Source organism: Salinivibrio sp. IB868 (assembly GCF_001995655.1).
Taxonomy (GTDB): domain Bacteria; phylum Pseudomonadota; class Gammaproteobacteria; order Enterobacterales; family Vibrionaceae; genus Salinivibrio; species Salinivibrio siamensis.
Window position 1 is genome coordinate 195,088 of sequence record NZ_MUEW01000001.1, and the last position, 24,711, is coordinate 219,798.

Below are 24,711 nucleotides of genomic sequence, written 5' to 3' on the forward strand. Positions count from 1 at the left end.
ATGACCACGCCTTGTTATCACTGTGGTGATCCTGTACTAACAGGAGACACCTACCAAGTAGTGATTTTCGATAAACCCCGCCTTATGTGTTGCCCTGGCTGCCAAGCCGTGGCAACCACGATCGTAGACAGTGGTTTGAGTTCTTATTATCAGTATCGTACAGAGAACGCCGATAAGGCCGACCTCGTCCCCGAAGAGCTCAAATCACTGACGCTATACGATAATCAAGATGTACAACAAGAGTTTGTCCGCGATGTGGCAGACCAAAAAGAGGTGACGTTGTCACTTGACGGTGTCTCCTGCGCTGCGTGTGCGTGGCTGATTGAAAAGCAGTTACAACGCACAACAGGCGTCACACATATTCAGGTCAACACCACTACTAACCGCGCCCAGGTGCGTTGGGATGAGAGTGAAACTTCCCTGAGTACAATACTCACACGCATTCATCACCTAGGTTATAAAGCGGCACCTTTTGAGGCTGACAGACAAGAGCAACAATACCATCGCAACATGAAGCAGTACTTATACCGATTGGGGATTGCTGGCTTGGCCACCATGCAAGTCATGATGTTAGCCGTGGCGATGTACTTCGAAGTGTTTGGGGATATGGATGAAACCTTTCGGAATTACTTCCGTTGGATAAGTTTAATCTTCGCGACGCCTGTCTTGCTTTACTCTGCGTTGCCCTTTTACACCAATGCTTGGCGGAACCTTAAGGCACGCACACTGGGAATGGATGTCCCCGTTTCTATTGCCCTGTTATTTGCCTACTTTTCAAGCCTGTACGCGACTGTCACTGGAAAGGGCGAAGTCTTTTTTGAATCGGTGGCAATGTTTACCTTCTTCTTATTGCTCGGGCGTTTTCTGGAAATGCGCGCACGCCGCACGGCAGCAGCAGCCAGCGCCAACTTGTTAAAACTGGTTCCCAAAATGGCGCGCCGCCTTAACGGTGAAGCCGTGCCAGCTAACAGTCTTAAAATAGACGATAACATTCGCGTATTGCCCGGTGAGCCCTTCCCTGCCGATGGACAAATATTGTCTGGCACAACCTCTGTCGATGAAGCCATGCTGACAGGCGAGTCACTACCTCAGACTAAGCAAGTGGGTGATGCCGTTTATGCCGGCACCATGAATGTGGAAGGGAATGTCGATATTTGTGTTACGAGTAATCACAAAGAGTCTCTCGTGGCTCATATTGTGCGTTTGCAAGATGAAGCTCAAATGGCAAAACCCAAGGTGGCAGTGTTGGCAGACCATATCGCGCGTTACTTTGTCGCCGCCATCTTAATTATTTCCGCATCGACTTGGCTCTATTGGCATTTTGTTCAACCTGACGATGCCTTTTGGATCATGCTATCCGTGCTTGTTGCGACCTGCCCTTGCGCATTATCACTCGCCACCCCCACGGCCCTGACTTGCTCAACATCGACCTTTGGCCAGCTCGGCATCATGTTACGCCGAGGTCACGTCTTAGAAACCTTAACCAAGGTGAATCGATTGGTGGTTGATAAAACAGGTACACTGACCGAGGGTGAGGTGAAAATTGATTCAGTCCACGTGTTTGCTGCTGACATTAGCGAACAATCGGCCTTGAACATTGCGGCCAGCTTAGAAGGGTTTGCCAATCATCCCATCGCCAACGCGTTCCAATCAAAAGCGACTGAGTCTCTGACAGTCAAAGCGGCGGACAACCATATTGGTCAAGGGGTAAGCGGCGAGATCAATGGCCAGCATTGGCGTATTGGCAAGGCGGCGTTTGCTCTATCCTCGCCTAAAACGCACTATGATTCCTATCCCGTCGTGCTCAGTTGCGAGGGGCAAGCGGTGGCCGCGTTTTCACTGACCGATCGGATTCGTCCCAGTAGCGCACGCTTGATAGCCGCATTTAAACAAGCTGGGATCCAAACCACCATGCTAACCGGTGATCAATCGCGAAATGTTGAACAGGTCGCTAACCAGCTCGGCATTGATTCTGTGATTTCAGGGGTATCTCCTCAAGGAAAATTGGCGTACCTTCAAAGCCTTGATGATGATACCGTGACCCTGATGGTGGGTGATGGCGTCAATGATGCCCCCGTTTTAGCCGGTGCCCACTTGTCGGTTGCGATGGGAGGAGGCACTGATATCGCTAAATCGTCCGCCGATATGGTGTTGCTGAGTGACGATTTGGAAAAACTACTGACCGCCAGGCAGCTTGCCCAGCAAACTCGCCGTATTATCCGCGAAAACTTAATTTGGGCTTTAGGCTACAACATCACCATTCTGCCTTTGGCGGTTATGGGCTATGTCGCTCCTTACATAGCGGTGGTAGGTATGTCAGCAAGCTCAATCATTGTCGTGTCTAACTCGCTGCGCCTACTTAACAAAAAAGAGGATTAGCGTTATGGCTAGTTTGTATATTTTGATCCCCATCGCCATTATGCTGGTTTGCGTGGCGGCCGTCGTGTTTATCTGGGCCGTCAAATCCGATCAATTCGAGGATCTAGAACGACAAGGCTCTTCGATCCTTTTTGATGAAGAAGAACCGGGGAAAGACGCCGGATCACAATCAAGCCAACCAACCGAACCTCACGCGTCGACGCAAGATGACAAACATTGATTTTATTGGTGCTCTCGTCATTGGCTTGTTGGGGGCGGGCCACTGCCTAGGGATGTGTGGTGGGGTCGCAGCGGCTATGTCGCTTGGTATTCCGCCACAAAAAGCCAAGTGGCCGTATCTTGTCTTGTATAACTTGGGGCGTATCAGCTCGTATACCCTTGCCGGCGCAATGATCGGTGGTACCGTGGCTTCATTGCTTGCTTTGTCTGATTTAACACAGCATCTTGCGGTATTGCGGCTGTTTGCGGCCATTATGATGTTGCTATTGGCAGCCTATATGGCTCAAGTATGGAATGGCCTTAGCTATATTGAACGGCTGGGTAGCAAACTCTGGCGATTTATTTCTCCGCTAACGTCCAAGCTAATGCCACTGCGTTCGCCATTATATGCCTATCCTTTTGGCCTTGTGTGGGGCTGGCTCCCCTGTGGGCTCGTTTACTCCGCGCTGAGTTGGGCCGCCGTTGCTGGCAGCGCATCCGGGGGCGGCCTTGTGATGCTTGGGTTTGGATTAGGGACGCTACCGGCGATGTTAACCGTTGGTGCCCTTGCCGAGCGGATAAAGCCAATTCTTAACAACCACGCACTGCGTTTGATATGTGCCACAATGTTGGCGCTTTATGGTTTTTATACGGCTTACTCCGCCCTCAAACTCCTGATATAAGGTCGACCTGGCACACAATCATGGTGTAATATGTATATTGACGTTTATCAATTTTAGGCAGGTGTATGGTGTCGAATAAGATCATCACTCGGCGGGTTCAGTCAGGCGGCTGCGCAATTCATTGTCAAGATTGCAGTATTAGCCAACTGTGTATTCCCTTTACGTTAAATGAGCAAGAGTTGGATCAACTGGATAGCATCATTGAGCGAAAAAAACCTATTCAGAAAGGCCAAGAACTGTTCAAAGCCGGTGATAATCTACGAGCGCTGTATGCGATTCGTTCAGGTACGGTTAAGACCTACACAATCACAGAACAAGGTGATGAGCAGATAACTGCCTTCCATCTCGCCGGCGATTTGGTAGGCTTTGACGCTATTAACGATAGTGAGCACCCCAGCTTTGCTCAAGCGCTAGAAACGTCAATGATTTGTGAGATCCCCTACGACACACTTGATGACCTCTCTGGGAAAATGCCCAAGCTTCGCCAACAAATCATGCGACTAATGAGCAATGAGATAAAAGGTGATCAGGATATGATTTTGCTGTTATCGAAGAAAACAGCTGAAGAACGTCTGGCCGCTTTCCTTTATAGCCTCTCGAAGCGCTTTGCTCAGCGTGGATTCTCTCCTCGAGAGTTCCGCCTTACCATGACACGAGGTGATATTGGTAACTACCTAGGTCTCACCGTTGAAACTATCAGTCGCTTATTAGGCCGCTTCCAAAAGTCAGAAATATTGGCCGTCAAAGGTAAATACATCACGGTTCTAGACTTAGAAGAGCTTGCACGTCTTGCGGATGAAGAGTGCTTCGTTTAGCGAATAAAAGTAAATAAGTTGTTAATAAATGGCGCTTTATGCGCCATTTCTCTTTTTTGCTCAATGGTGAACAATTTCTTTCGCGTGAACGGACTAAGTAGGTTAAAGTGAAATTAACCGATGCATCTGTGCAAAGGAGGCAGATATGTCTAGGTACACGAACCTGCTCGTCGTCATTGATCCTTCCCAAGAACAACAACCTGCACTTTCACGTGCGGTCACGCTTAGCCAGCGAAGTGATGCAAAGGTTAAGCTCACCCTCTTTCTTGCCATTTATGACTTTTCATACGAAATGACATCTATGCTCTCATCAGATGAGCGGCAAGCAATGCGCCAAGGTGTGATGCACCAGCGTGAAGAATGGATGAATGAGGTTATTCAAACGCACCAAGCTCAAGAATGTGAGATCGAAAAAGTCGTGGTATGGCATAACCGCCCTTACGAAGCGATTGTCGAACGCGTGCTGAGCCACCACCACGATTTGGTGGTTAAAGCGACACACCAGCACGACACACTAGGCTCTGTCATCTTTACGCCCACCGATTGGCACTTGTTACGCAAATGCCCAAGTTCAGTGTTATTAGTTAAAGATCATGGTTGGCCAGATAAAGGCAAGATAGTCGCCTCTGTTCATGTGGCATCTGAAACCGAAACTCACGCTGAGCTCAACGACAAATTGGTCGATGAAGGGAATATCATGAGTGCCATGCTAGGGGCTGAGTTGCACCTGGCTAACGCCTACCCTGCTACGCCGGTGAATATTACTATCGAGCTGCCTGACTTTGATCCAACATCGTATACCGATGCTGTACGAGGCCATCACCTCACCGCAATGAAAGCCCTGCGTCAGCGCCATCACATCGAAGAAACACGCACGCATGTCCAAGAAGGATTGCCGGAAGATGTTATCCCTAACATTGCCCGGGAGCTGGATGCAGAGCTTGTCATTCTCGGGACCACAGGGCGCACTGGCTTATCCGCGGTGTTCATTGGGAATACCGCAGAACATATGATTGATCAACTCGACTGTGACTTACTTGCCATCAAACCTGATGGTTACATTAGCCCACTCGACCCTCGCGCTAACGATTAACCTTTCTCATTCCATCATACAGCAGGCAGTGGCATTCACTGCCTGCGGGTGACTAGCATTTGTGGTCAAAATCCGTATCATACCCGCCATTCATGCACACTGGCAGTGTAATGCGTTTACCTTGCCTGACAACGCGATAGTACTTATGAGCACCGAAGAGCTGAGCAAAGCACAAAAATACGGATTTAATAAACTGCAAAAGCGCATTCGTCGCAACACCGGACAAGCGATTGCCGACTTTAATATGATCGAAGATGGCGATCGCATCATGGTTTGCTTATCAGGCGGCAAAGATAGCTATACCTTGCTTGATATGTTGCAAAGCCTGCAAAAGAGCGCGCCAGTTTCATTCCAACTCATTGCGGTCAACTTAGATCAAAAGCAACCTGGGTTTCCTGAGCACATTTTGCCAGAGTATTTAGAGGGCTTGGGCGTCGAGTACAAAATTGTTGAAGAAGACACTTACTCTATCGTCAAAGAGAAAGTGCCTGAGGGCAAGACAACCTGTTCACTATGCTCGCGACTTCGCCGCGGTATCTTATATCGCACAGCAAAAGAGCTGGGTGCGACCAAAATTGCATTGGGCCATCACCGAGATGACATACTAGAGACCTTGTTCTTGAACATGTTCTATGGCGGCAAGATGAAAGGCATGCCACCGAAGCTCGTCTCTGATAACGGCGAACATGTGGTGATCCGTCCACTGGCCTATTGCCGAGAAAAAGACATTGAGCGTTATTCAGAGCAAAAAGCCTTCCCGATCATTCCGTGTAACCTTTGTGGCTCACAGCCCAACTTACAACGCCAAGTGATCAAAGATATGCTCCGAGATTGGGACAAGCGCTACCCAGGCCGCATTGAGACGATGTTCCGAGCAATGCAAAATATCGTCCCCTCGCATATGGCCGATACCGAGCTGTTTGATTTTAAATCCGTCGCAGCGGGTATGGCGTTTGAGGGGGATGGTGATACCGCATTCGATAAGGAAAACTTTACTGATCCGGCGCCCGTTTCAGAGAGCCCTGTCGAGGTTGACCCCAACTTATCACTCGACGTGGTCAATGTCGGCACATAGTGTTTGAAGCATGACAGAATTGTCGTTGGCCCTAAATGGCCTGCTAATAAAAACGCCCACTTTAAACAGTGGGCGTTTTTTGTCGTTTCAGCCTTCTACATCATGCGCATTATGTCTTTGAAGCTCAGTGCAGACTTGAAGTCTTTTCCCGTTTATCCGTTTTTCGGCAACCAAGGCGACACCTTGATGGGAGCGTCTGGCAGCGTTAACGTGGCGCTATCGCCAAGATGATTGACATCTATAATGGCTTGGTGAGCATCGATTGGGTATTTTGTTCCCTCACTGCTAGTCACCGCACCAGTCACCGAGGGCGCAAAATGCAAGACGACTCCCTGTGTCTTCGGCATAAACCAAGAAGCAAACATCCCGCCTAAATTTTCCATCATCGTATCCATCTGAGGCAACCAGCCCTGAATCTGCTGGCTGGTTAATTTCTTTCCTACTGGTTGATCAACCAATACCTGGAACGAAATATCGCAGTTACGATCGGCGGGCGTTTCAACAAAGACATCCGGATTCACTTTGCGGAGCTGGTTATCGAGAGGAAGCGGCAGCGCTTGAGAGGCTGGAATATCAAAGGCTTCATAATGCTCTTCCTTGCTCATCCATGCGCGAGAAATCGGGCAAACCTCTCCCGACTCGGCCGAGACCATAAAGTACGCTACACCAATATCAGGGTGCCCTTCTTCCACGTTATGTTTAAGCTGAGTAAATAGCTTGCTATAGCTAAAACGGTATGTATCGGCACTGGCTGGGACGCTCACCATTCCCAACAAAACCAGTACACTGGCTAGTTTTTTCATCAGAACTCCAGTTGCAGGCTCAAAGCGAATCAAGCGTCAAAGGTGTCTTGGTCAGATGACGACGGAGTTGTACTATTCGGTGCTCTTTCTTCATTCTCATTTTGTGACACTGTCACCTCCACACCAACGCCAAACATTTCTCGGTAAATCACACCTTTAACATTGAAGAGAAAGGGTAACGCCCAAACCAAGGCAAAGCCAGCGGTGGCAAAAGAAATGAGAAATAGCACGCCGACAACGGCATAAATGGTTGCCATTTGGAACAATTTCTTGTTTACCGCCCGGAAGGATACGGTGAGAGCTTTAACCGGCGTGAGGCGTTTTTCACAAATCAATAACGGCGACATGGAAAACGCCATCGCAACATAAAGGCTCAGTAATGGAAAAATCATGCTCGCCACACTTTGCAATGTCGCCGACAGGCAGATCACGACCGTCACGGGTAAAGCAAACACGAGCCCTTTTAGTAGATGGCGTGGTTTAGAGCGAAAGCCTATAGCGTGACTCAAGCCCATTAAGCTCGCCCCCGCATATAATGGCGCAATCAGAACCTCGGAAGTAAAATTCGCTAACCACACGGATGAAATCATATCTGTGGTGAGCTCACGTTGACCGACCAATGCCTCAAATAAATGCGACGGCGCCCCCAACAACAACGTCAGCATCAGCATTAATATACCTATTTGAGTCGCGAATAGGCACAAGGTAGCGGGCAAAAACGACCAAAAGTGCTTGAAGGTCTGAGAGAAGGCTTCTTTGATTATCTCAAAAGGATCGAGCCGGTAGCGACCGTTTAGCGCCGTTTCTACCGACCCACCGATATGTAAAGCATTGTTGTATTCTTGTTGACTCATAATCGTTATCTATCATGACTAATGCACCCAGTATATCTGACTGTAACCCATAGCCAAAAATCATTCTGACAAATAAGGAAAAATAACCAGATCAGCTTTGCGTTGACAATGGTCTGGTTTAGGCTGGACACCTTATCGAACAACAGACACCAAAGTGCCAAAACGAGCGAAAAACTGCTTTAACTTCGACTGGCACGCGTCTATTATGCGCCGTCTGTTTTATGGGTACGAATGTACAAGACAATTTGCCAGGTAGAGAGAGAACGAACCATTGAAGCACGCAAATGTATCTCACAAACCGGTTGTCGAGCTCGCGTCACTAACCAAAAGTTTCGACGGCAAAGAAATCATCTCCCGTTTCAACCTAACGGTCAATAACGGAGAATTCCTAACGATCCTTGGCCCTTCAGGCTGTGGCAAAACAACCGTACTGCGTTTGATTGCGGGGCTGGAAGATGCCGACAGTGGTGCTGTCGTTATTGATGGCAAAGATGTCACGACCCTCCCAGCAGAAAAACGCAATGTAAACACTGTCTTTCAAAGCTATGCGCTTTTCCCACATATGACAGTGTTTGAAAACGTCGCATTTGGCCTGCGCATGCAGGGCGTGAATCATCACCATATTGAACCTCGGGTGATGGAAGCGCTGCGAATGGTACAGCTTGACCATTATGCCTCTCGTAAACCTCATCAATTGTCTGGCGGACAGCAGCAACGTATCGCGATTGCACGCGCCGTGGTGAATAAGCCGAGCGTGCTCTTGCTGGATGAATCCCTCTCTGCACTCGATTACAAACTGCGTAAACAAATGCAGATGGAGCTTAAACAGCTGCAACGCAAACTGGGGATTACGTTTATCTTCGTTACCCACGACCAAGAAGAAGCCCTGTCGATGTCAGATCGCATTATCGTTATGCGTGATGGCGAAATCGAGCAAGACGGCTCACCGCGTGAGATATATGAAGAGCCTAAGAATTTGTTCGTGGCACGCTTTATTGGTGAAATCAATGTCTTTGATGCCAATGTGATTAAACGCATCGATGACAAACGTATTTGGGCCCGAGTCGAATCACGTGAGTGTGAGGTCTATTGCAAGCTCGATGTCCATCCAGGTGACGCTATCAAGGTATTGCTTCGCCCTGAAGACATCCGCTTGGAAGAAATTCATGGTAATGCTAAGCCCAATGGTATTGTGGGCTATGTACGCGAGCGAAATTACAAAGGCATGACCCTAGACTCGGTCCTCGAGTTGCCATCAGGGCAAACCGTGATGGTGAGCGAGTTCTTCAATGAAGATGACCCTGACGTCGATCACTCCATCGATCAGAAAGTGGCTCTGACGTGGGTAGAAAGCTGGGAGGTGGTGCTGGCCGATGAAAAAGCTTAATCTGCAAACCGCCATCGTGGGTTTGGTCGTAGGTTGGTTGCTGATCTTTGTTTTTTTACCCAACCTAATGATTATCGCGACCAGTTTTTTAACGCGCGATGACGCCGATCTTGTCGAGATGACCTTCACGCTGAGCAATTATGCGAAACTGCTCGATCCTCTTTATGCGAAAGTAGTCTGGCACTCTTTCTACATGGCGGCCTTGGCAACCCTGATCTGCCTACTCATTGGCTATCCATTTGCGTTTATCATTGCCAAAATGCCTAAAAATACACGTCCTTTGATGCTGTTTTTAGTGATTGTTCCGTTTTGGACCAATTCCTTGATCCGTACGTACGGGCTAAAAATATTTCTTGGTACCCGTGGGCTACTCAATGAAAGCATGATGTGGCTTGGCTTGATAGAACGCCCCGTTCGCATCATGTACACCGAGTATGCGGTGATGGTTGGCCTTGTCTATATTTTGCTGCCATTTATGATCCTGCCTTTGTACTCGAGCATCGAGAAACTCGATCGCAGCTACCTTGAAGCGGCGCGTGATTTAGGCGCCAACAAATTCCAGTGTTTTGTGCGCGTGATCCTGCCATTGACCACACCCGGTATTATTGCTGGCAGTTTGCTGGTCATTCTTCCCGCTCTAGGCATGTTCTACGTCTCGGATTTGCTGGGGGGAGCGAAAAACCTACTGATCGGCAATGTGATTAAGAGCCAGATTTTGAACGTTCGTGATTGGCCATTTGGCTCAGCCGCCAGTATCTCTCTGACGGTGTTAATGGGCCTGTTGCTGTTTGCATATTGGCGTGTGGGTAAGTGGATGAATCGCAAGGAGGCCTTATCATGATCCGGTGGCTAAGGAATAGTTTTCTCTCCTTGGTTTACGCCTTCCTTTACATCCCAATTCTGGTGTTGATCGTTAACTCGTTCAATGCCAGCAAATTTGGCATGAGTTGGAAAGGCTTTACTTGGGAGTGGTATGGGCAGCTGGTCAATAATCATAGCCTGATGCAAGCGGCGGGTAACTCATTAACCATTGCGGTCTTTTCTGCTAGTGCTGCCGCCATGATTGGTAGCTTGACTGCCGTTGCCCTCTTTCGCTACCGCTTTCGCGGTAAACAGTTTGTCAATGGCATGCTTTTTGTGGTGATGATGTCCCCGGACATTGTGATGGCTATTTCGTTATTGGCGCTATTTGTGTTGATGGGCGCGCAACTGGGATTTTTAACCCTACTGCTCTCTCATATTACTTTCTGCCTACCATTCGTGGTCGTCACGGTATACAGTCGCTTAAATGGCTTTGACGTTAAAATGCTTGAAGCCGCGCGTGATTTAGGCGCGAGCGAATGGGTGATCCTCACCAAGATTATTTTGCCACTGGCGGCTCCTGCGGTCGGTGCAGGTTGGCTACTGAGTTTTACCCTTTCGCTGGACGACGTTATCGTTAGCTCATTTGTGACCGGGCCAAGCTATGAAATTTTGCCCTTAAAGATTTATTCGATGGTTAAAGTGGGCGTATCACCCGAAGTGAATGCACTTGCCACTATCATGTTATTGGTGTCGTTAGTGTTGGTCATGTGCTCGCAATGGCTCGCGAAAGACAGGTTAAAGTAACCCTTGCGCTAGGGCTGCTATTCCATCAGCAGCCCTTTTTTCTATCTGTATCCTCTTGCGTTACTGCTCCAGTGCCAGAATTTCCTCCACCAGCTTCGGCACGAGCGTGCTCGCCTTCCCGTAACGCCGCTCATTAAATTCACTTTCCACAGCGCTGGGCTCCAAGTTTATTTCAATAGTGTGCGCACCATGCATCGCCGCTTCGTGCACAAACCCCGCCGCTGGATACACCGCCCCAGAGGTGCCAATAGAAACAAACAGATCCGCTTGATTGAGTGCATCATGAATTTTCCCCATTCCCAGAGGCATCTCTCCGAACCACACCACGTGTGGCCTCAACGGTGCGGGCATCTGGCAACAATGGCAGTGATCGGACACCTGGATATCACCCGTCCAATCGATGGTTTGCTGCGAGTGGCTACAACGCGCCTTTAACAGCTCACCATGCATATGAATGATATTGTGCGTGCCGGCGCGCTCGTGGAGATTATCAATGTTTTGGGTCACAACGAGCACACTGGCCTCGGTTTCCTGCTCTAGGCGTGCCAGTGCCTCATGGGCCGGATTGGGGATGATCTCTCCTTGTAACTGGCGCCGACGATCATTATAAAACTGTTGAACAAGGGTCGGGTTTCTCTCAAAGCCCTCAGGCGTTGCAACGTCTTCAATATGATGCTCTTCCCAAAGGCCATCTTGATCTCGAAAGGTTCTAATCCCTGACTCTGCAGATATTCCCGCGCCTGTCAAAACTACGATGTGTCGATAAGGGAATGCCATACGCCGTTCCTATGCAAGTGACCTGTTTATTTATTTTATAACACTCTCACGCTTACCATTGAAGTAGTAAGGGTTTAGACCTTAGTCGTTGACTCCAATCACAAAAAGATAATGCAACGACTGGCTAGACCAATGCCGCGCTTCGCTTGGGTTACAATGTCGGCTTATTTCTCGCATCTGTTATCCATTATGAAATTAGAACATTATTACACTGAGCAAGATGGCAAACTGATTTTTACTCGCCAGCAAGCAAGTGACTTTGCTAAACGTATCGCCGGCGACTTTAACCCGATTCATGACACAGACGCTTCACGGTTCTGTGTGCCCGGGGATTTGCTGCTTTCTATCTTATTGGCCAAAACAGGGATCAGCGAGCAAATCGAGATTCAGTTCAATGGCATGATCAGTGCCAACACGCCCTTGTCGATTATCGAAACAGACGATGGCGTTACCGTCGTCGACGATAATCAAAAGCTTTATCTCACCATGACACGCCATGGACAAACACGTCACGATAAAGCATTAGCAACAGAGATCGCCGAGCACTACGTGCAGTTTTCCGGTAAGAACTTCCCGCATATCATGGTGCCGCTAATGCGGGAGCAACAAATGATGATTAACACTGAACGTCCACTCGTCATGTACGAGAAAATGAGCTTGGCGTTTGATGATCTCTCAATCAAATCTGCCGATGTCGCTTTATCGGATTCGGTGATGCAAGTGAGCGGCAAACGCGGAAAAGTCGATCTTGCTTTTGATTTTATTGTCGATGGGCGGCGTGTGGGACACGGATGCAAAACGATGGTTGCCAGTGGTTTGCGCCCCTACTGCGAAGAGGCCATTCAAAACCTAGTAGAGCGTTTCAATGCCAGAAAACAGGCCTACTGCGCTACGCCCGCCACGGAGTAATTTTCTTCCCTGAAGCCTTTGGCTCTGATCTATAGTTACATCAGAGCCAACGCTGAAGGAAGTTGTTATGGAATCCAATAGCTTGGTCGAGCTTATCGATCGTCTCCCGAAAATCCCCAAAGTCGTGCAAGAGTTGATTGAGTTGGTCAACAGCCATGACGCTGAGCTTAATCAAATCGCCGAAAAAATCGCCTACGACCAGGTCATTTCCGCGCGAGTGCTTCGCTTGTCTAATTCAGCCTATTTTGGCCGCGCCCGAAACGTAGGCTCTGTCAACGAGGCCGTTATCCGGCTAGGTCTAGGCCCTGTGAGAACTCTGGTGGTGTCTAGTGCACTGATGAGTGCCTTTGACGTCGATGACGAAGTGGATATGGATGCGTTTTGGCAACACACTTTCGAAATTGCAACCTTGAGTAAAGCCTTAGCAAACGCATTAAGAATGGACGGTAACGAAGCATTTACCGCCGGCATGCTCCATAATCTCGGTGAGCTGCTGATCATGACCACCGCTTACGACAAGCTGGACCGTATCAATCTGCACATGGAGGCGGGTAAGCCCAAGCAAGAAGCCCAGCAGCTTATTTTGGGGATCACCAGCGCCGAGTTAGGTGGAGAGCTCGCACAAACTTGGAACTTTCCCCAGCGCTTAAGCGATGCAATTCGTTATCAGTTTTCGCCCGTACACGATGAGCAGTTTTCGCCATTGGCGGGCATACTTCGCTTAGCCAACAAAATTGACGCCGCTTGGGGCGAGTTTGTTACCACCGACTCTAAGCTTGATTGGCTCGACCAGCAGCTCGAGTACAACATTCTCGGTTTGCCTAAAACCGTGGTCGCTAATATCGACGATGTCATTGGCTCAGGGCGTGAAATGGCCAGAATGCTTAAATAACAATGGCGTCTCTATCACCACGTGGGCGCAGTATATGAACCACGTGGTGCTTTCTAAAAGCAATGCTGAATCGCAAGGTATTTATTGCGGATGTGCTCTATCAGCAAACGTACTTTTTTAGGTGGCTGGCGAGTGAATGGATACACCGCATAAATCCCGAGTTTTTTGCCCACTTGGTCAGGAAAAAGATCAACCAATACGCCCTGCATCAAATCGTCATACACCAAACAACGCGGTACATACGCGATGCCATGGCCACTTAGCGCACCTTGTCGCAGGGCGATGGGGTTATCGGTCGAAAAGTTGCCGGCCACTTTAATCACTTGGTTTTTATGCTCGCCTTTAAACTCCCAGTCACTGGCTCCCGTGGTTTGGTAGGCATATTGCAGACAATTATGCTGTTTTAACTCGATAGGATGTTGTGGCCGCCCATGACGCGCAATATAGCTGGGCGCCGCACATACCACCCATTGTGAGTCGATAATATGGCGAGCAATTAAGCTAGAGTCCTCGAGGTAGCCGGTGCGGATAACCAGATCAAACCCCTCATCAATTAAATCAACAAAGCGATTGTCCAACGACATATCGATGTTGAGACCAGGGTATTGCCCACAAAACGCCGCCACCGCTTCGGCCAACAACAGTTCCCCAGAAATGGTCGGCACTGAAATTTTAATTTGGCCCGTTATCGCCTCCCCAAACCCTGCGACCGCATCAAAGGCTTCATCAGCGGCCTGCTTCACATTTTTTGCACCTTGATACAAGGTACGTCCGGCATCAGTCAGTGTCAGCTTACGCGTGGTGCGATACAAAAGCTGCACTCCCAACCCCTCTTCGAGCTTTTTAATCCGCTTGCTAACTACGGAATTTGTCAGGGAATTTATTTCCGCTACCTTGCTAAAAGAGCCTAATTCGGCGACTTGAGCAAAGAGGACAAGATCATCTGTTTTCGGCATATTATGTCAATTATGGAAGTAATTATTTTCATTATTTCCATATATCAGAAAAATGCAAACGCGTAATGTCACATACGGTTAACATCGAGTCACCGAGCTGTCAGCAAAATAACAACACATTGGTGACTTGTTTATTCAACGTGATTCAACGGAAGAGACACCTAATAAGGAACCCTTATGACAGATACCCTATACGCCCTCGTCGCGTTCTCACCCATCGTGGTCGCGGCTATCTTACTGGTCGGCTTAAATTGGCCAGCCAAGAAGGCGATGCCCGTTGCCTTTATCATGACAGTCTTAATCGCACTCTTCCAGTGGCAGATGAGTGCGGCACGCGTATCGGCCTCCATCGCACAAGGTTTAATCATTACAGCAGCCGTACTTTGGATCGTGTTTGGTGCCATCCTTTTGCTCAACACCTTAAAGCACACTGGCGCGATTACCGTAATTCGCAACGGCTTTACCACCATCTCCGATGATAGGCGTATTCAGGCCATCATCATTGCATGGTGCTTTGGCTCGTTCATTGAAGGGGCATCAGGCTTCGGCACCCCCGCTGCCATTGCGGCGCCGTTATTGGTCGCCATCGGCTTCCCTGCTCTCGCCGCGGTTGTGGTGGGGATGATGATTCAATCTACGCCTGTCTCCTTCGGCGCAGTGGGCACACCTATTATCGTGGGCGTAAACAAAGGGTTAGACAGCCATGCAATTGGGCAAACACTCACCGCCAATGGCAGTGATTGGGCGGCCTACCTGCAGTCTATTACCACGCAAGTGTCGTTTATTCACGCGGTGATTGGCACACTGATGCCTTTGCTAATGGCAATGATGTTGACCCGATTTTTCGGCAAGAACAAGAGCTGGAAAGAAGGCTTAGAGGTGGCGCCGTTTGCGATTTTCGCCGGGTTAGCATTCACCGTTCCTTATGCCCTCACCGGCTGGTTGTTAGGACCCGAATTCCCTTCATTACTCGGTGGTCTAGCAGGGATTGTGCTTGTAACCACCGCGGCACGTAAAGGCTTTTTAGTGCCGAAAAAACAGTGGGACTTTGATGACGAGTCAACGTGGCCAACCCATTGGCTGGGCTCGCTGAAGATGGATCTTAAGGTTCAAGAAAAGCCGATGAGCATGGCCATGGCCTGGACCCCTTATATTTTGTTGGCGGTTTTCTTGGTGATCAGCCGCGTTAGCCCGACGGTCAAGACGGCACTGACCGATGTCAGCCTCGGTTTCTCCTCTTTGTTTGGTGAAACAGGGGTCAACGCCGCCATTCAGCCACTTTATCTACCGGGCGGTATCCTTGCGTTCGTGGCTTTATTAGCCGTGTTGCTGCAAGCGCGTCAATTGTCACCGCTGGTAACGGCTGCGCGAGAATCGAGTAAGACACTGATTGGCGCAGGATTTGTCTTGGTGTTTACCATTCCCATGGTACGGATTTTTATTAACTCAGGCGTTAATGGTGCTGATTTGGTGAGTATGCCAGTCATGACCGCACGCTTTGCGGCCGATTTAGTGGGGAATGGCTTCCCAGCGTTAAGCGCCACCATTGGGGCGTTGGGCGCTTTTATTGCTGGCTCCAATACGGTGTCCAATATGATGTTTAGCCAGTTTCAGTTTGAAGTGGCACAAACGTTAGGCGCATCGACCGTGGTGGTAATTGCCCTGCAAGCCGTTGGTGCCGCAGCTGGCAACATGATCGTCATCCATAATGTGGTCGCAGCATCCGCGACGGTAGGCTTACTCGGCCGTGAGGGCGTGACGCTGCGGAAAACCGTCTTACCCACCATTTACTATCTGATTGCCGCGGCGGTTATTGGCTTGGTGTTAATCAATGTATTGCAATTTGCCGATGTCCTCTCCGGGGCGTAATCTTACATGTTATTGGCCGAGCTACCTCTCGGCCTTTCTCTCCACAAGCGGGCCAGCTAGGCTGACCCCAGCCTTTGTCGTAACATAAAGGAAAGGAACGCTTATGAATACCCCATCACGTTTGTCGTCATCACAGCAACAAGCATTTATTTCGACCTTGACCGACATCGTGGGCGAAAACAACGTACTCACTGAGACAAGCCAGACCCAGCATTATCGTACAGGCTTTCGCTCGGGAGGCGGCCCTGCGCTGGCGGTTATTTTCCCCACCTCTTTGGTGATGCAATGGCGAGTGCTCCAAGCATGTGTCGACGCGGATGTGGTGATGATCATGCAAGCCGCGAATACGGGCTTAACCGAAGGCTCAACCCCCAAAGGCAGCGACTACGACCGTGATGTGGTAATTATCAACACTACACGCCTAGACGGATTACAGCTTCTCGATAACGGCAAGCAGGTACTGAGTTTTCCCGGAACAACATTGCACCAGTTAGAGCAGACGCTCAGGCCTCTTAAGCGCGCGCCGCATTCGGTCATCGGTTCGTCGTGCATTGGCGCATCGATTGTCGGTGGTGTGGCCAATAATTCCGGTGGTGCATTGGTCAAACGCGGCCCAGCTTATACCGAGTATTCTTTGTTCGCACAGTTGAATCAACATGGTGAACTGACGCTGGTTAATCATTTGGGCATTGCCTTAGGTGATGACCCAGAAGCTATTCTCTCGCGCGTTGAGCATGGTGATTACACCGCCGATGATATTACCTATGACGAGCGCAAGGCGTCTGCTGATGACTACGAGCAGATCTTGCGTGATGTCGATGCTGACAGCCCCGCGCGCTATAACGCCGACAAACACCGCTTACATGAAGTGAGCGGCTGTGCGGGGAAACTTGCCGTATTTGCCGTGCGCCTTGATACTTACCCGATCCCTGAGCGCGAGCAAGTTTTTTACATTGGCACCAACAACCCAGATGTGTTTAATACCCTGCGCCGCCGTGTTCTGAGCGAACTCTCTCACTTGCCTGAGGTGGCTGAGTATATGCATCGTGATGCCTTTGATATCGCCGAGCGTTACGGAAAAGATGTGTTTTTAGCGATTGGTCGACTGGGGACAGATGCAATCCCGAAAATGTTTGCCTTGAAAGCAAAAATAACCGCCTGGCTAGACAGTGTTCCCCTACTGCCTAAAGCATTACCCGATAAAGTGATGCAATACGCCAGTCAGCTTTTTCCACAGCACTTACCCAAACGAATGCTCGCATTTCGCGATAGGTTTGAGCACCATCTAATATTCAAAGCCTCAGATGAGGGAATAGAAGAAGCCTCGGCGTTTCTGAGCCGCTTTTTCACCGAACACGCAGACAGTGATTACTTTGCCTGTAGTGAGGATGAAGCGAAAAAAGCCATGCTTCACCGCTTTGCGGCAGCCGGTGCGGCGATTCGCTACCACACCATGCACAGCCGTGATGTGGAAGACATTCTGGCGTTAGATATTGCGCTTAAGCGCAACGAGACCGAGTGGGAAGAGCACCTGCCCATCGAGATAGAACAAGAGATGGTCGCCAAGCTTTATTACGGGCACTTTTTCTGCCACGTCTTCCATCAAGACTATGTGGTGAGAAAAGGTGCGGATGTGAGTGCGATTAAGGCGAAAATGCTGGCGCTACTCAATGAACGAGGTGCCAAGTATCCTGCCGAGCATAACGTAGGTCACCTCTATGCGGCGGAGCCGGACTTAGCTAACTTCTATCACCAGTTAGATCCTACCAATAGTTTTAACCCAGGGATCGGTAAAACGGGGAAACAAAAATACAGCGCTGATTGCCAGTGCCTGGACCATCAATTGCGCCAACAGACAGGTGCTTCCTCCTCTTCCGTCACTCAGGCGCATTCGTGAGCGCTAATCGTTAACGGGGAGCGGCTACACCGCCAACGGTGAGGTATCACTCTCCGTTGGCGGAGGTTTCATTACAGGGACGGCTTCTCGCGAATAAAACGTGCAAAACGTGGAATGCCTTTTTGGGTGACACCGTTATGGCGCACCAAGATAGTACTACCAACCTGTGGCGGATCAGCCCGCTGCGCATCACTAAAGCCAGATCCCACGCTAAACTCGGTGCCGTCAGCCAGGCGTACCACCAGAGAGCCCATCAAACCTTGTAACCGCCCTTTGCCAGGGTTCATCCCTACCACAGTCACGTCTTTTTCTTGGTAGGTTTTCAACTTAACGACGCTTTCTACCCGCTGACCCACATACACACTATCAGGGTGATGCAGCATCAAGCCCTCACCGCCTGCTTCATCGATGGTAGCCAACCTCTCCTTAAGTGCTTCATTGCTCGTCACAGGCTTCTGTGGGACATACGCTAAGTGCGGCGATGCTGTCTTAGATACGATCTGTTTTAACGCTGTATAGCGGGTTGAAAATTGGCCTGAATGATCGGGCATATCAAACGCATAAAAGCGAATACGCTGCCACGCATCCTCATCCGGGGTATCATCAAGCACAGTGCGTAGTACGGCTTGAAACTCTCCTCGTCCTGCCCATAACTCGCCATCTAAGGGTGTCTGGGGAAGCGATTGGATAAACGCTTCAGGGGCGTGAATAGGATTGCCTTGCCGCGTCAATAATCGAGATCCTGTCCAGTAAGCACGGATCCCATCGAGCTTTTCACTGGCCCAATAACCGCGATAGTCTTGTTCGGCAATCTGTCCGTCAATACCATGCATCAACGCTGGCGCCGACGGTGCAGCATCAGCATCACTGGTAGGAAACAGGGTAAAGGCGGAGAGTAAGCATAGAGTAAAAGGATTTAGGCGTGCCATGGCATTCCTCCTTAGTGGTAAGGAGCATACGCTAGCGCGATAGAAGGCGTATCAACATGCCTTTATTTTTTCTTGGTAGAGAACGCGTGTTCACGGTGAACAATGGGCAGGTGTTACATCGTCCACCGTGAAATGACTCGTGAAAGCCCGTCCGCTATGACATCTTTGATCATCAAACTTGGCTGGCAAACGCATAGATAAAAGTGCCGTTTTTTATCGCATCAATCACGCGGGCCGATAAATAGCTAGGTAGCGCTGGGCAGCCCCAACTTCGACCGAGTTGGCCATTTTGTTTGATCACGTTCGGATGGGCATAATCGGCACCGTGAATAACAATCGCTCTTTCACGTGCATTGTCATTTAACCCCTTTGACAAACCATCGAGGCGTAATGAATAGCCATGTTTGCCATGGTAGGTTTCAGCCGCGCGATAGACCCCCAATGATGTTTTTAGCGAGTTGATTCTGTTAGAAAACTGCTTTGCGTAAAGGGCGCCGCTATTTTTTCCATGAGAGACATAAGAGCGAAATAGCATTTGGCGTTTTTTCACATTGATCACCCAAAACCGCTTTTCTGACGACGGTTTTCCGTAATCAATCAGTGTCATCACCGGCTTGCTACTTGGGTTGTGCTTAAAATGGCGATACGCATCAGAAAAGGCTTGGTACGACACCTCCCCAGCGAGATTGAGTGATTGATATAATCCACTGACCTCATCTTTAAAACTGGCCCAAACCGAGGTTGGCATGCTTAGCGCCAATACATACAAAACCACCCGATACCAAGGGGCCACATCTGCTTGTTTCATTTTTTGCTCCTTTCTTGCCACGGCAACACGCACCACCGAGCTGTCTGTCGTTCGTATTGACAAAAACAAAAACCGTGCCATGTGACACGGTTTTGATTATTTATTGATATTTATATAAATTATCTCGCATCGACGTTTTACCCGTCTTCATCTAATCCGTAGCGGCATAAGCTTGCCGCATTTAAACCGCCGCAATGGCGTTTTTAATCCGCTTATCCGAAACAGGGTAAGGCGTGCCGAGTTGTTGCGCAAAGTAGCTCACACGTAGCTCTTCAATCATCCAACGAATCGCTTTCACCTCATCAGGCACAGGCTTTCCTTTAGGCAGCTTGTTCAGCAACGCCTTGTACTCATTCATCACAGATTCAATTTTGAGCATGTGGTTGCGATCGCGGGTTGGATCCACAGGTAGCTTTTCCAACCGTCGCTCGATCGCTTTCATGTAGCGAAGAATATCAGGCAGCCGCTGCCAACCTGATTCGGTGGCAAAGCCTTTGTAGATAAGCCCCTCTAGTTGGGCTTTGATATCCGACATCGCAAACGCCATGGAAAGATCCACTTTGCCTTTGAGCTTTTTGTTGATATTGAACGCGTGCGTCAATATTTGCTCGACCTGTTGCGCTATCTCCACCACGGTATCGCCTAGCTCAGCACGCACCGTCTCTTTAAGCGATTCGAATGCCTGTGCCTCCCAGGTTAAGCCACCGTGTTGCTCGATAAGCTTATCGATCCCGCAAGCGATGCAATCATCAATCAAATCCAACACGCGACCATACGGATTGAAATAGAGTCCCAATTTGGACTTGTTGGGCAAGTGTGCATGCAGATATTTAATCGGTGATGGCACATTGAGCAAGATAAGCCGACGCTGCCCCGCTTGCATGGCTTTATGTTGTTGATCTTCGGTTTCGAACAGACGAATGGCAACACTGTCTTTTTCATCGACTAATGCGGGATAGGCTTTGACTTCAAAGCCGTGTTTTTTCTGCTGATAGCGCTGGGGCAAAGCCCCAAAACTCCATTGGGTAATCCCTTGCTGCTCGATATCATCATCCGCCACATCCGATAACGTCGCTTGTACTTTGTCTTTCAGAGAGACTTTAAGCGCATTTAAGTCTTCGCTTTCGGCCAAGGTTCGATTCTTATCGTCGACGACACGGAACTGAATACGCAAATGCTCGGGAAGTTGACTGAAGTTCCAGCTGTCACGCTCGATGGTGACACCGGACATCTGCTTCAAGGCTTTCTCCATGCTATCGAGCAAAGGTGCCTCCATGGGCGTCACTCGTTGTAAGACCGCATCCGCATAGTTTGGCGCGGGTACAAAGTTACGACGTAACGGCTTAGGTAGCGATTTAATCAGCGCGACAATCAGCTCGTGACGTAGCCCGGGAACGTGCCAGTCAAAACCTTCTTCTGACACCTGATTGAGGATCGGCAACGGGATATGCACCGTCACCCCATCGTGGTCTTGGCCTGGCTCGAATTGGTAGCTCAACTTGAGTTTCAAGTTGCCTTGATGCCAAAAATTGGGGTAATCCAGCTCCGTGACATGGCTGGCGTCCCCTTGCAGTAGCATGGCTTTTTCGAAGTTGAGCAGGTCGGGATTGTCTTGACGTGCCTTTTTCCACCACGTATCAAAGTGACGCCCGCTGACGACGCTATGATCGAGGCGCTGATCGTAAAAGTCGAACAAGGTATCGTCGTCTGCCAAAATGTCGCGCCGGCGAGATTTCAGCTCAAGCTCTTCCACTTCCGCCAGCAGCTTTTGATTTTGGCGGAAAAAGGCATGCTTGGTTTGCCAATCCCCCTCAACCAATGCCGAACGAATAAACAGCTCACGACTAAGCACCGGGTCGATGGCGCCATAATTGACTTTACGGCTGGCCACAATTGGGATCCCGTATAGCGTGACCTTCTCACTGGCCATCACAGCCGCTTGCTTGCGTGACCAATGTGGTTCACTGTAGCTGCGCTTAATCAAATGCTGCGCCAGTGGCTCCACCCATTCGGGTTGGATACGCGCGACAATTCGCCCCCAAAGTTTCGAGGTTTCAACCAGCTCGGCCACCATCACCCATTTAGGCTGCTTTTTGAAAAGCCCAGAGCCGGGGAAAATATGGAACCGTGCATTCCGCGCGCCTTGGTATTCATTCTTTTCTTGGTCTTTCAGACCGATGTGACTTAATAGCCCAGCGAGCAGTGCCATGTGAATGGCCTGATAACTGGCAGGCTCTTGGTTGAATTGCGCATTCTGCTCTTTCATCACTTGGCTGATCTGATAGTGAACGTCTTGCCACTCTCGCACGCGCAGGTAATTGAGATAATCTTTTTTGCACTGTTTACGGAACTGGTTATTCGACAGCGCTTTTTGCTGGTCTTTAACGTAATCCCAAAGGTTTACATAGGCTAAAAAGTCCGATTCTTTATCGGCAAAACGACGATGCTTTTCATCCGCTTGTTGCTGCTTATCAGCCGGACGCTCACGTGGGTCTTGAATAGCCAAGGCCGCGGCAATCACCATCACCTCATGTAAGGCACCATGCTTGGGCGCCTCAATCACCATGCGTGCCAAACGCGGGTCAATCGGCAGTTTGGCCAAGGTTTTACCAATCGCGGTCAGCTTACGTTTATCGGTGGTTTGGCCGGGCTTAATCGCTCCCAGCTCTTCGAGCAAACGGACACCATCTTTGATATGACGGCTATCAGGCGGCTGAACGAACGGGAAGGCTTGAATATCACCGAGCCCTATTGCCGTCATTTGCAGGATCACTGAGGCCAGATTTGTCCGCAGAATTTCTGGATCGGTAAATTCAGGACGGCCTAAAAAGTCCTCTTCGCTATATAAACGCACACAAATGCCTTCCGACACACGGCCACAGCGCCCTTTACGCTGGTTAGCACTGGCCTGTGAAATCGGCTCAATCGGCAGTCGCTGCACCTTAGTCCGGTAGCTATAGCGAGAAATCCGTGCCGTGCCGGGATCAATCACATACTTAATGCCCGGCACGGTTAGCGAGGTCTCGGCGACGTTGGTGGCCAATACAATCCGGCGCCCCGAGTGAGATTGGAATACACGATTTTGCTCGCCAGCAGAAAGCCTTGCGTACAAGGGCAAAATCTCGGTATCGCGCAGTTGACGACGCTGGAGATGATCGGCGGTGTCGCGAATTTCACGCTCACCGTTCATAAAAATCAGGATATCACCCGGCCCTTCCTGACACAGCTCATCGACCGCATCGCTGATCGCTTCCAGCTGATCACGATCGCTATCTTCCTCTTCCACCAATGGACGGTAGCGCACTTCCACCGGATACGTTCGGCCAGACACCTCTATCATAGGCGCGTTATTAAAGTGCTTAGAAAAACGCTCCGGGTCGATAGTTGCCGAGGTAATGATGACTTTGAGATCGGGGCGCTTAGGCAATAACTCGCGCAAATAGCCGAGAATAAAATCGATGTTTAGGCTGCGCTCGTGGGCTTCGTCGATAATGATGCAGTCGTACTGATTCAGATACCGATCGTGTTGAATTTCGGCCAGCAAGATCCCGTCCGTCATCAGTTTGACTTGCGTCGACTCTGAGACTTTGTCGTTAAAGCGCACTTTATAGCCCACGCTGCTGCCTAACTCGACGTCAAGCTCTTCAGCAATCCGTGAGGCGACCGAGCGTGCAGCCAAGCGACGTGGCTGAGTGTGGCCTATCGTACCGGCGACACCTAGCCCAAGTTCCATACAAATTTTGGGCAGCTGAGTGGTTTTACCTGAGCCCGTTTCCCCCGCGATGATCACCACTTGGTTATTCGCGATTGCCTCGGCAATGTCATCTTTCTTTTGGCTGACTGGCAATGCTTCTGGATAGCGAACGGTTGGCGCATTGGCACGACGGGCGAGCACACGCTGCATACTCTGCGCCATTTCCGCGGCGATTTGATCGTACACCGCCTGTTTGGCGTCGTCTTTTTTGATTTTTTGCGCGCCATGGATGCGCTTTTTAAAACGAAAACGGTCTTGCAGCATACAATCGTTTAGTGCTGCAAACAGTGTCTCTGGCGTGTTGTGATGACGTGAACTCAAGGCGATTCCTGCTTACTGCTTAATCTTTTAAGGCGTTTATCAGTGTCACAGCCGATAAATAAGGTTGATTGGTGTCGCATCCTATCACAAAGTAAAAAGAATCAAAGTCGCGCCAGCCACGCGCTCACCACCAACGTGGCAGCGTAAAGTAAACGCATTGGCCGTTCGTCGCGTATAAACGCATAATGACGGCCAACAAACCCCGCAGTTTGGGAGAGCAGCCATGCTAAAACAGCTTTTTAAAAAACTCGAATCCGCCCTCGCCGCTGAAACCGGCCAACACGGTAAGCAATCCGGGCTATCCCTTCACCAAGCGATGGCGGGGCTATTAAGTGAAGTGGCGATGGCCGATCACGATATTGATGAGCGAGAGAGAACAACCAAACGCAACCGTATTTGCCAGTTGCTATCACTCGACGTGACACAAGCCGAGCAATTACTTGAGGAGGCGAGACAACACAGCGAGCATGCGACCTCGCTGTATGAATATACGGATAAATTACGCGACCTTGACCCACAAGCGCGGATAGCATTAATCGAGGCGATGTGGTCAGTCGCGTATGCCGATGAGAACATTGATCCGCTCGAGGAAGCGGTGATCCGTAAAACCGCCGAGCTGCTCTATGTCGATCATGCCGAGTTTATTCGCGCCAAGCTTAACGTGATTGAGAACGACGACAGCGAAAGTTAGGTCAAAACGTTCA

Annotated in this window: 21 protein-coding genes; 14 read left to right on the forward strand and 7 right to left on the reverse strand. The window is 49.7% G+C overall.

Translation table 11 applies throughout. From position 1 onward, the window contains the following. The 6 genes from BZG20_RS00815 to ttcA all read left to right on the forward strand — a co-directional run bounded on the left by BZG20_RS00815 (window position 1) and on the right by ttcA (window position 6,243). A complete protein-coding gene (locus BZG20_RS00815; RefSeq protein WP_077577813.1) occupies window positions 1-2,379 on the forward strand; it encodes a heavy metal translocating P-type ATPase in 2,379 nt (792 codons plus the stop codon). Between the two features lie 4 nt (window positions 2,380-2,383). Further along, a complete protein-coding gene (ccoS, locus tag BZG20_RS00820) occupies window positions 2,384-2,599 on the forward strand; it encodes a cbb3-type cytochrome oxidase assembly protein CcoS (RefSeq protein ID WP_077577814.1) in 216 nt (71 codons plus the stop codon). Then, window positions 2,586-3,260: a sulfite exporter TauE/SafE family protein gene (locus tag BZG20_RS00825; protein ID WP_046073236.1), complete on the forward strand. Its 675-nt coding sequence runs from the start codon at window positions 2,586-2,588 to the stop codon at window positions 3,258-3,260. Before ccoS ends, BZG20_RS00825 begins: the two co-directional genes overlap by 14 nt. A gap of 65 nt (window positions 3,261-3,325) precedes the next feature. After that, window positions 3,326-4,075: an FNR family transcription factor gene (locus BZG20_RS00830; RefSeq protein ID WP_046073237.1), complete on the forward strand. Its 750-nt coding sequence runs from the start codon at window positions 3,326-3,328 to the stop codon at window positions 4,073-4,075. A gap of 145 nt (window positions 4,076-4,220) precedes the next feature. Continuing rightward, entirely contained in the window at window positions 4,221-5,168 is a 948-nt protein-coding gene (gene uspE / locus BZG20_RS00835) for a universal stress protein UspE (protein WP_046073238.1), read from the forward strand. Between the two features lie 145 nt (window positions 5,169-5,313). Beyond that, window positions 5,314-6,243: a tRNA 2-thiocytidine(32) synthetase TtcA gene (gene ttcA, locus BZG20_RS00840; RefSeq protein WP_046073239.1), complete on the forward strand. Its 930-nt coding sequence runs from the start codon at window positions 5,314-5,316 to the stop codon at window positions 6,241-6,243. 152 nt (window positions 6,244-6,395) lie between these two features. Here ttcA and BZG20_RS00845 read toward each other — a convergent pair whose 3' ends face one another. After that, a complete protein-coding gene (locus BZG20_RS00845) occupies window positions 6,396-7,046 on the reverse strand; it encodes a DUF2987 domain-containing protein (RefSeq protein ID WP_077577815.1) in 651 nt (216 codons plus the stop codon). 29 nt (window positions 7,047-7,075) lie between these two features. Beyond that, window positions 7,076-7,900 carry a hypothetical protein gene (locus BZG20_RS00850; RefSeq protein ID WP_077577816.1) on the reverse strand — a complete coding sequence of 275 codons (825 nt, stop codon included), beginning with the start codon at window positions 7,898-7,900 and terminating at the stop codon, window positions 7,076-7,078. Window positions 7,901-8,171: 271 nt separating this feature from the next. Here BZG20_RS00850 and potA point away from each other — a divergent pair, with 271 nt between their 5' ends. From potA to potC, 3 genes are read left to right on the forward strand one after another with little or no spacing between them, the layout of a single operon-like run. Next, a complete protein-coding gene (gene potA, locus BZG20_RS00855) occupies window positions 8,172-9,287 on the forward strand; it encodes a spermidine/putrescine ABC transporter ATP-binding protein PotA (RefSeq protein ID WP_046073242.1) in 1,116 nt (371 codons plus the stop codon). After that, window positions 9,274-10,128 carry a spermidine/putrescine ABC transporter permease PotB gene (potB, locus tag BZG20_RS00860; RefSeq protein WP_077577817.1) on the forward strand — a complete coding sequence of 285 codons (855 nt, stop codon included), beginning with the start codon at window positions 9,274-9,276 and terminating at the stop codon, window positions 10,126-10,128. Before potA ends, potB begins: the two co-directional genes overlap by 14 nt. Next, entirely contained in the window at window positions 10,125-10,895 is a 771-nt protein-coding gene (gene potC, locus BZG20_RS00865; RefSeq protein WP_077577818.1) for a spermidine/putrescine ABC transporter permease PotC, read from the forward strand. The genes potB and potC overlap by 4 nt, the downstream gene beginning before the upstream one ends. A 60-nt stretch (window positions 10,896-10,955) precedes the next feature. Here potC and cobB read toward each other — a convergent pair whose 3' ends face one another. Continuing rightward, the gene (cobB, locus tag BZG20_RS00870) at window positions 10,956-11,672 is read right to left on the reverse strand and encodes a Sir2 family NAD+-dependent deacetylase (RefSeq protein ID WP_077577819.1); all 717 of its coding nucleotides are present in this window, start codon (window positions 11,670-11,672) and stop codon (window positions 10,956-10,958) included. 189 nt (window positions 11,673-11,861) lie between these two features. Here cobB and BZG20_RS00875 point away from each other — a divergent pair, with 189 nt between their 5' ends. After that, window positions 11,862-12,581 carry a DUF3581 family protein gene (locus tag BZG20_RS00875; protein WP_077577973.1) on the forward strand — a complete coding sequence of 240 codons (720 nt, stop codon included), beginning with the start codon at window positions 11,862-11,864 and terminating at the stop codon, window positions 12,579-12,581. 67 nt (window positions 12,582-12,648) lie between these two features. Further along, window positions 12,649-13,473 carry an HDOD domain-containing protein gene (locus BZG20_RS00880; protein WP_046073246.1) on the forward strand — a complete coding sequence of 275 codons (825 nt, stop codon included), beginning with the start codon at window positions 12,649-12,651 and terminating at the stop codon, window positions 13,471-13,473. 53 nt (window positions 13,474-13,526) lie between these two features. Here the strand turns inward: BZG20_RS00880 and BZG20_RS00885 are convergent, their stop codons facing one another. Beyond that, the gene (locus BZG20_RS00885) at window positions 13,527-14,429 is read right to left on the reverse strand and encodes a LysR family transcriptional regulator (RefSeq protein WP_046073247.1); all 903 of its coding nucleotides are present in this window, start codon (window positions 14,427-14,429) and stop codon (window positions 13,527-13,529) included. 177 nt (window positions 14,430-14,606) lie between these two features. Here BZG20_RS00885 and BZG20_RS00890 point away from each other — a divergent pair, with 177 nt between their 5' ends. Next, the gene (locus BZG20_RS00890; RefSeq protein ID WP_077577820.1) at window positions 14,607-16,298 is read left to right on the forward strand and encodes an L-lactate permease; all 1,692 of its coding nucleotides are present in this window, start codon (window positions 14,607-14,609) and stop codon (window positions 16,296-16,298) included. Between the two features lie 103 nt (window positions 16,299-16,401). Continuing rightward, the gene (gene dld / locus BZG20_RS00895; protein ID WP_077577821.1) at window positions 16,402-18,195 is read left to right on the forward strand and encodes a D-lactate dehydrogenase; all 1,794 of its coding nucleotides are present in this window, start codon (window positions 16,402-16,404) and stop codon (window positions 18,193-18,195) included. A 71-nt stretch (window positions 18,196-18,266) separates the two neighbouring features. Here the strand turns inward: dld and BZG20_RS00900 are convergent, their stop codons facing one another. The 3 genes from BZG20_RS00900 to hrpA form a co-directional block, all read right to left on the reverse strand. After that, the gene (locus tag BZG20_RS00900) at window positions 18,267-19,124 is read right to left on the reverse strand and encodes a DNA ligase (protein ID WP_077577822.1); all 858 of its coding nucleotides are present in this window, start codon (window positions 19,122-19,124) and stop codon (window positions 18,267-18,269) included. A gap of 172 nt (window positions 19,125-19,296) precedes the next feature. Continuing rightward, window positions 19,297-19,932, reverse strand: coding sequence for a murein L,D-transpeptidase catalytic domain family protein (locus BZG20_RS00905; protein WP_077577823.1), 636 nt, complete (start codon window positions 19,930-19,932; stop codon window positions 19,297-19,299). 181 nt (window positions 19,933-20,113) lie between these two features. Further along, window positions 20,114-23,950 carry an ATP-dependent RNA helicase HrpA gene (gene hrpA / locus BZG20_RS00910; RefSeq protein WP_241829510.1) on the reverse strand — a complete coding sequence of 1,279 codons (3,837 nt, stop codon included), beginning with the start codon at window positions 23,948-23,950 and terminating at the stop codon, window positions 20,114-20,116. Between the two features lie 280 nt (window positions 23,951-24,230). Here hrpA and BZG20_RS00915 point away from each other — a divergent pair, with 280 nt between their 5' ends. Next, on the forward strand, window positions 24,231-24,698 hold the full coding sequence (locus tag BZG20_RS00915; RefSeq protein WP_077577825.1) for a TerB family tellurite resistance protein: 468 nt from the start codon (window positions 24,231-24,233) through the stop codon (window positions 24,696-24,698). Window positions 24,699-24,711 lie beyond the last annotated feature (13 nt).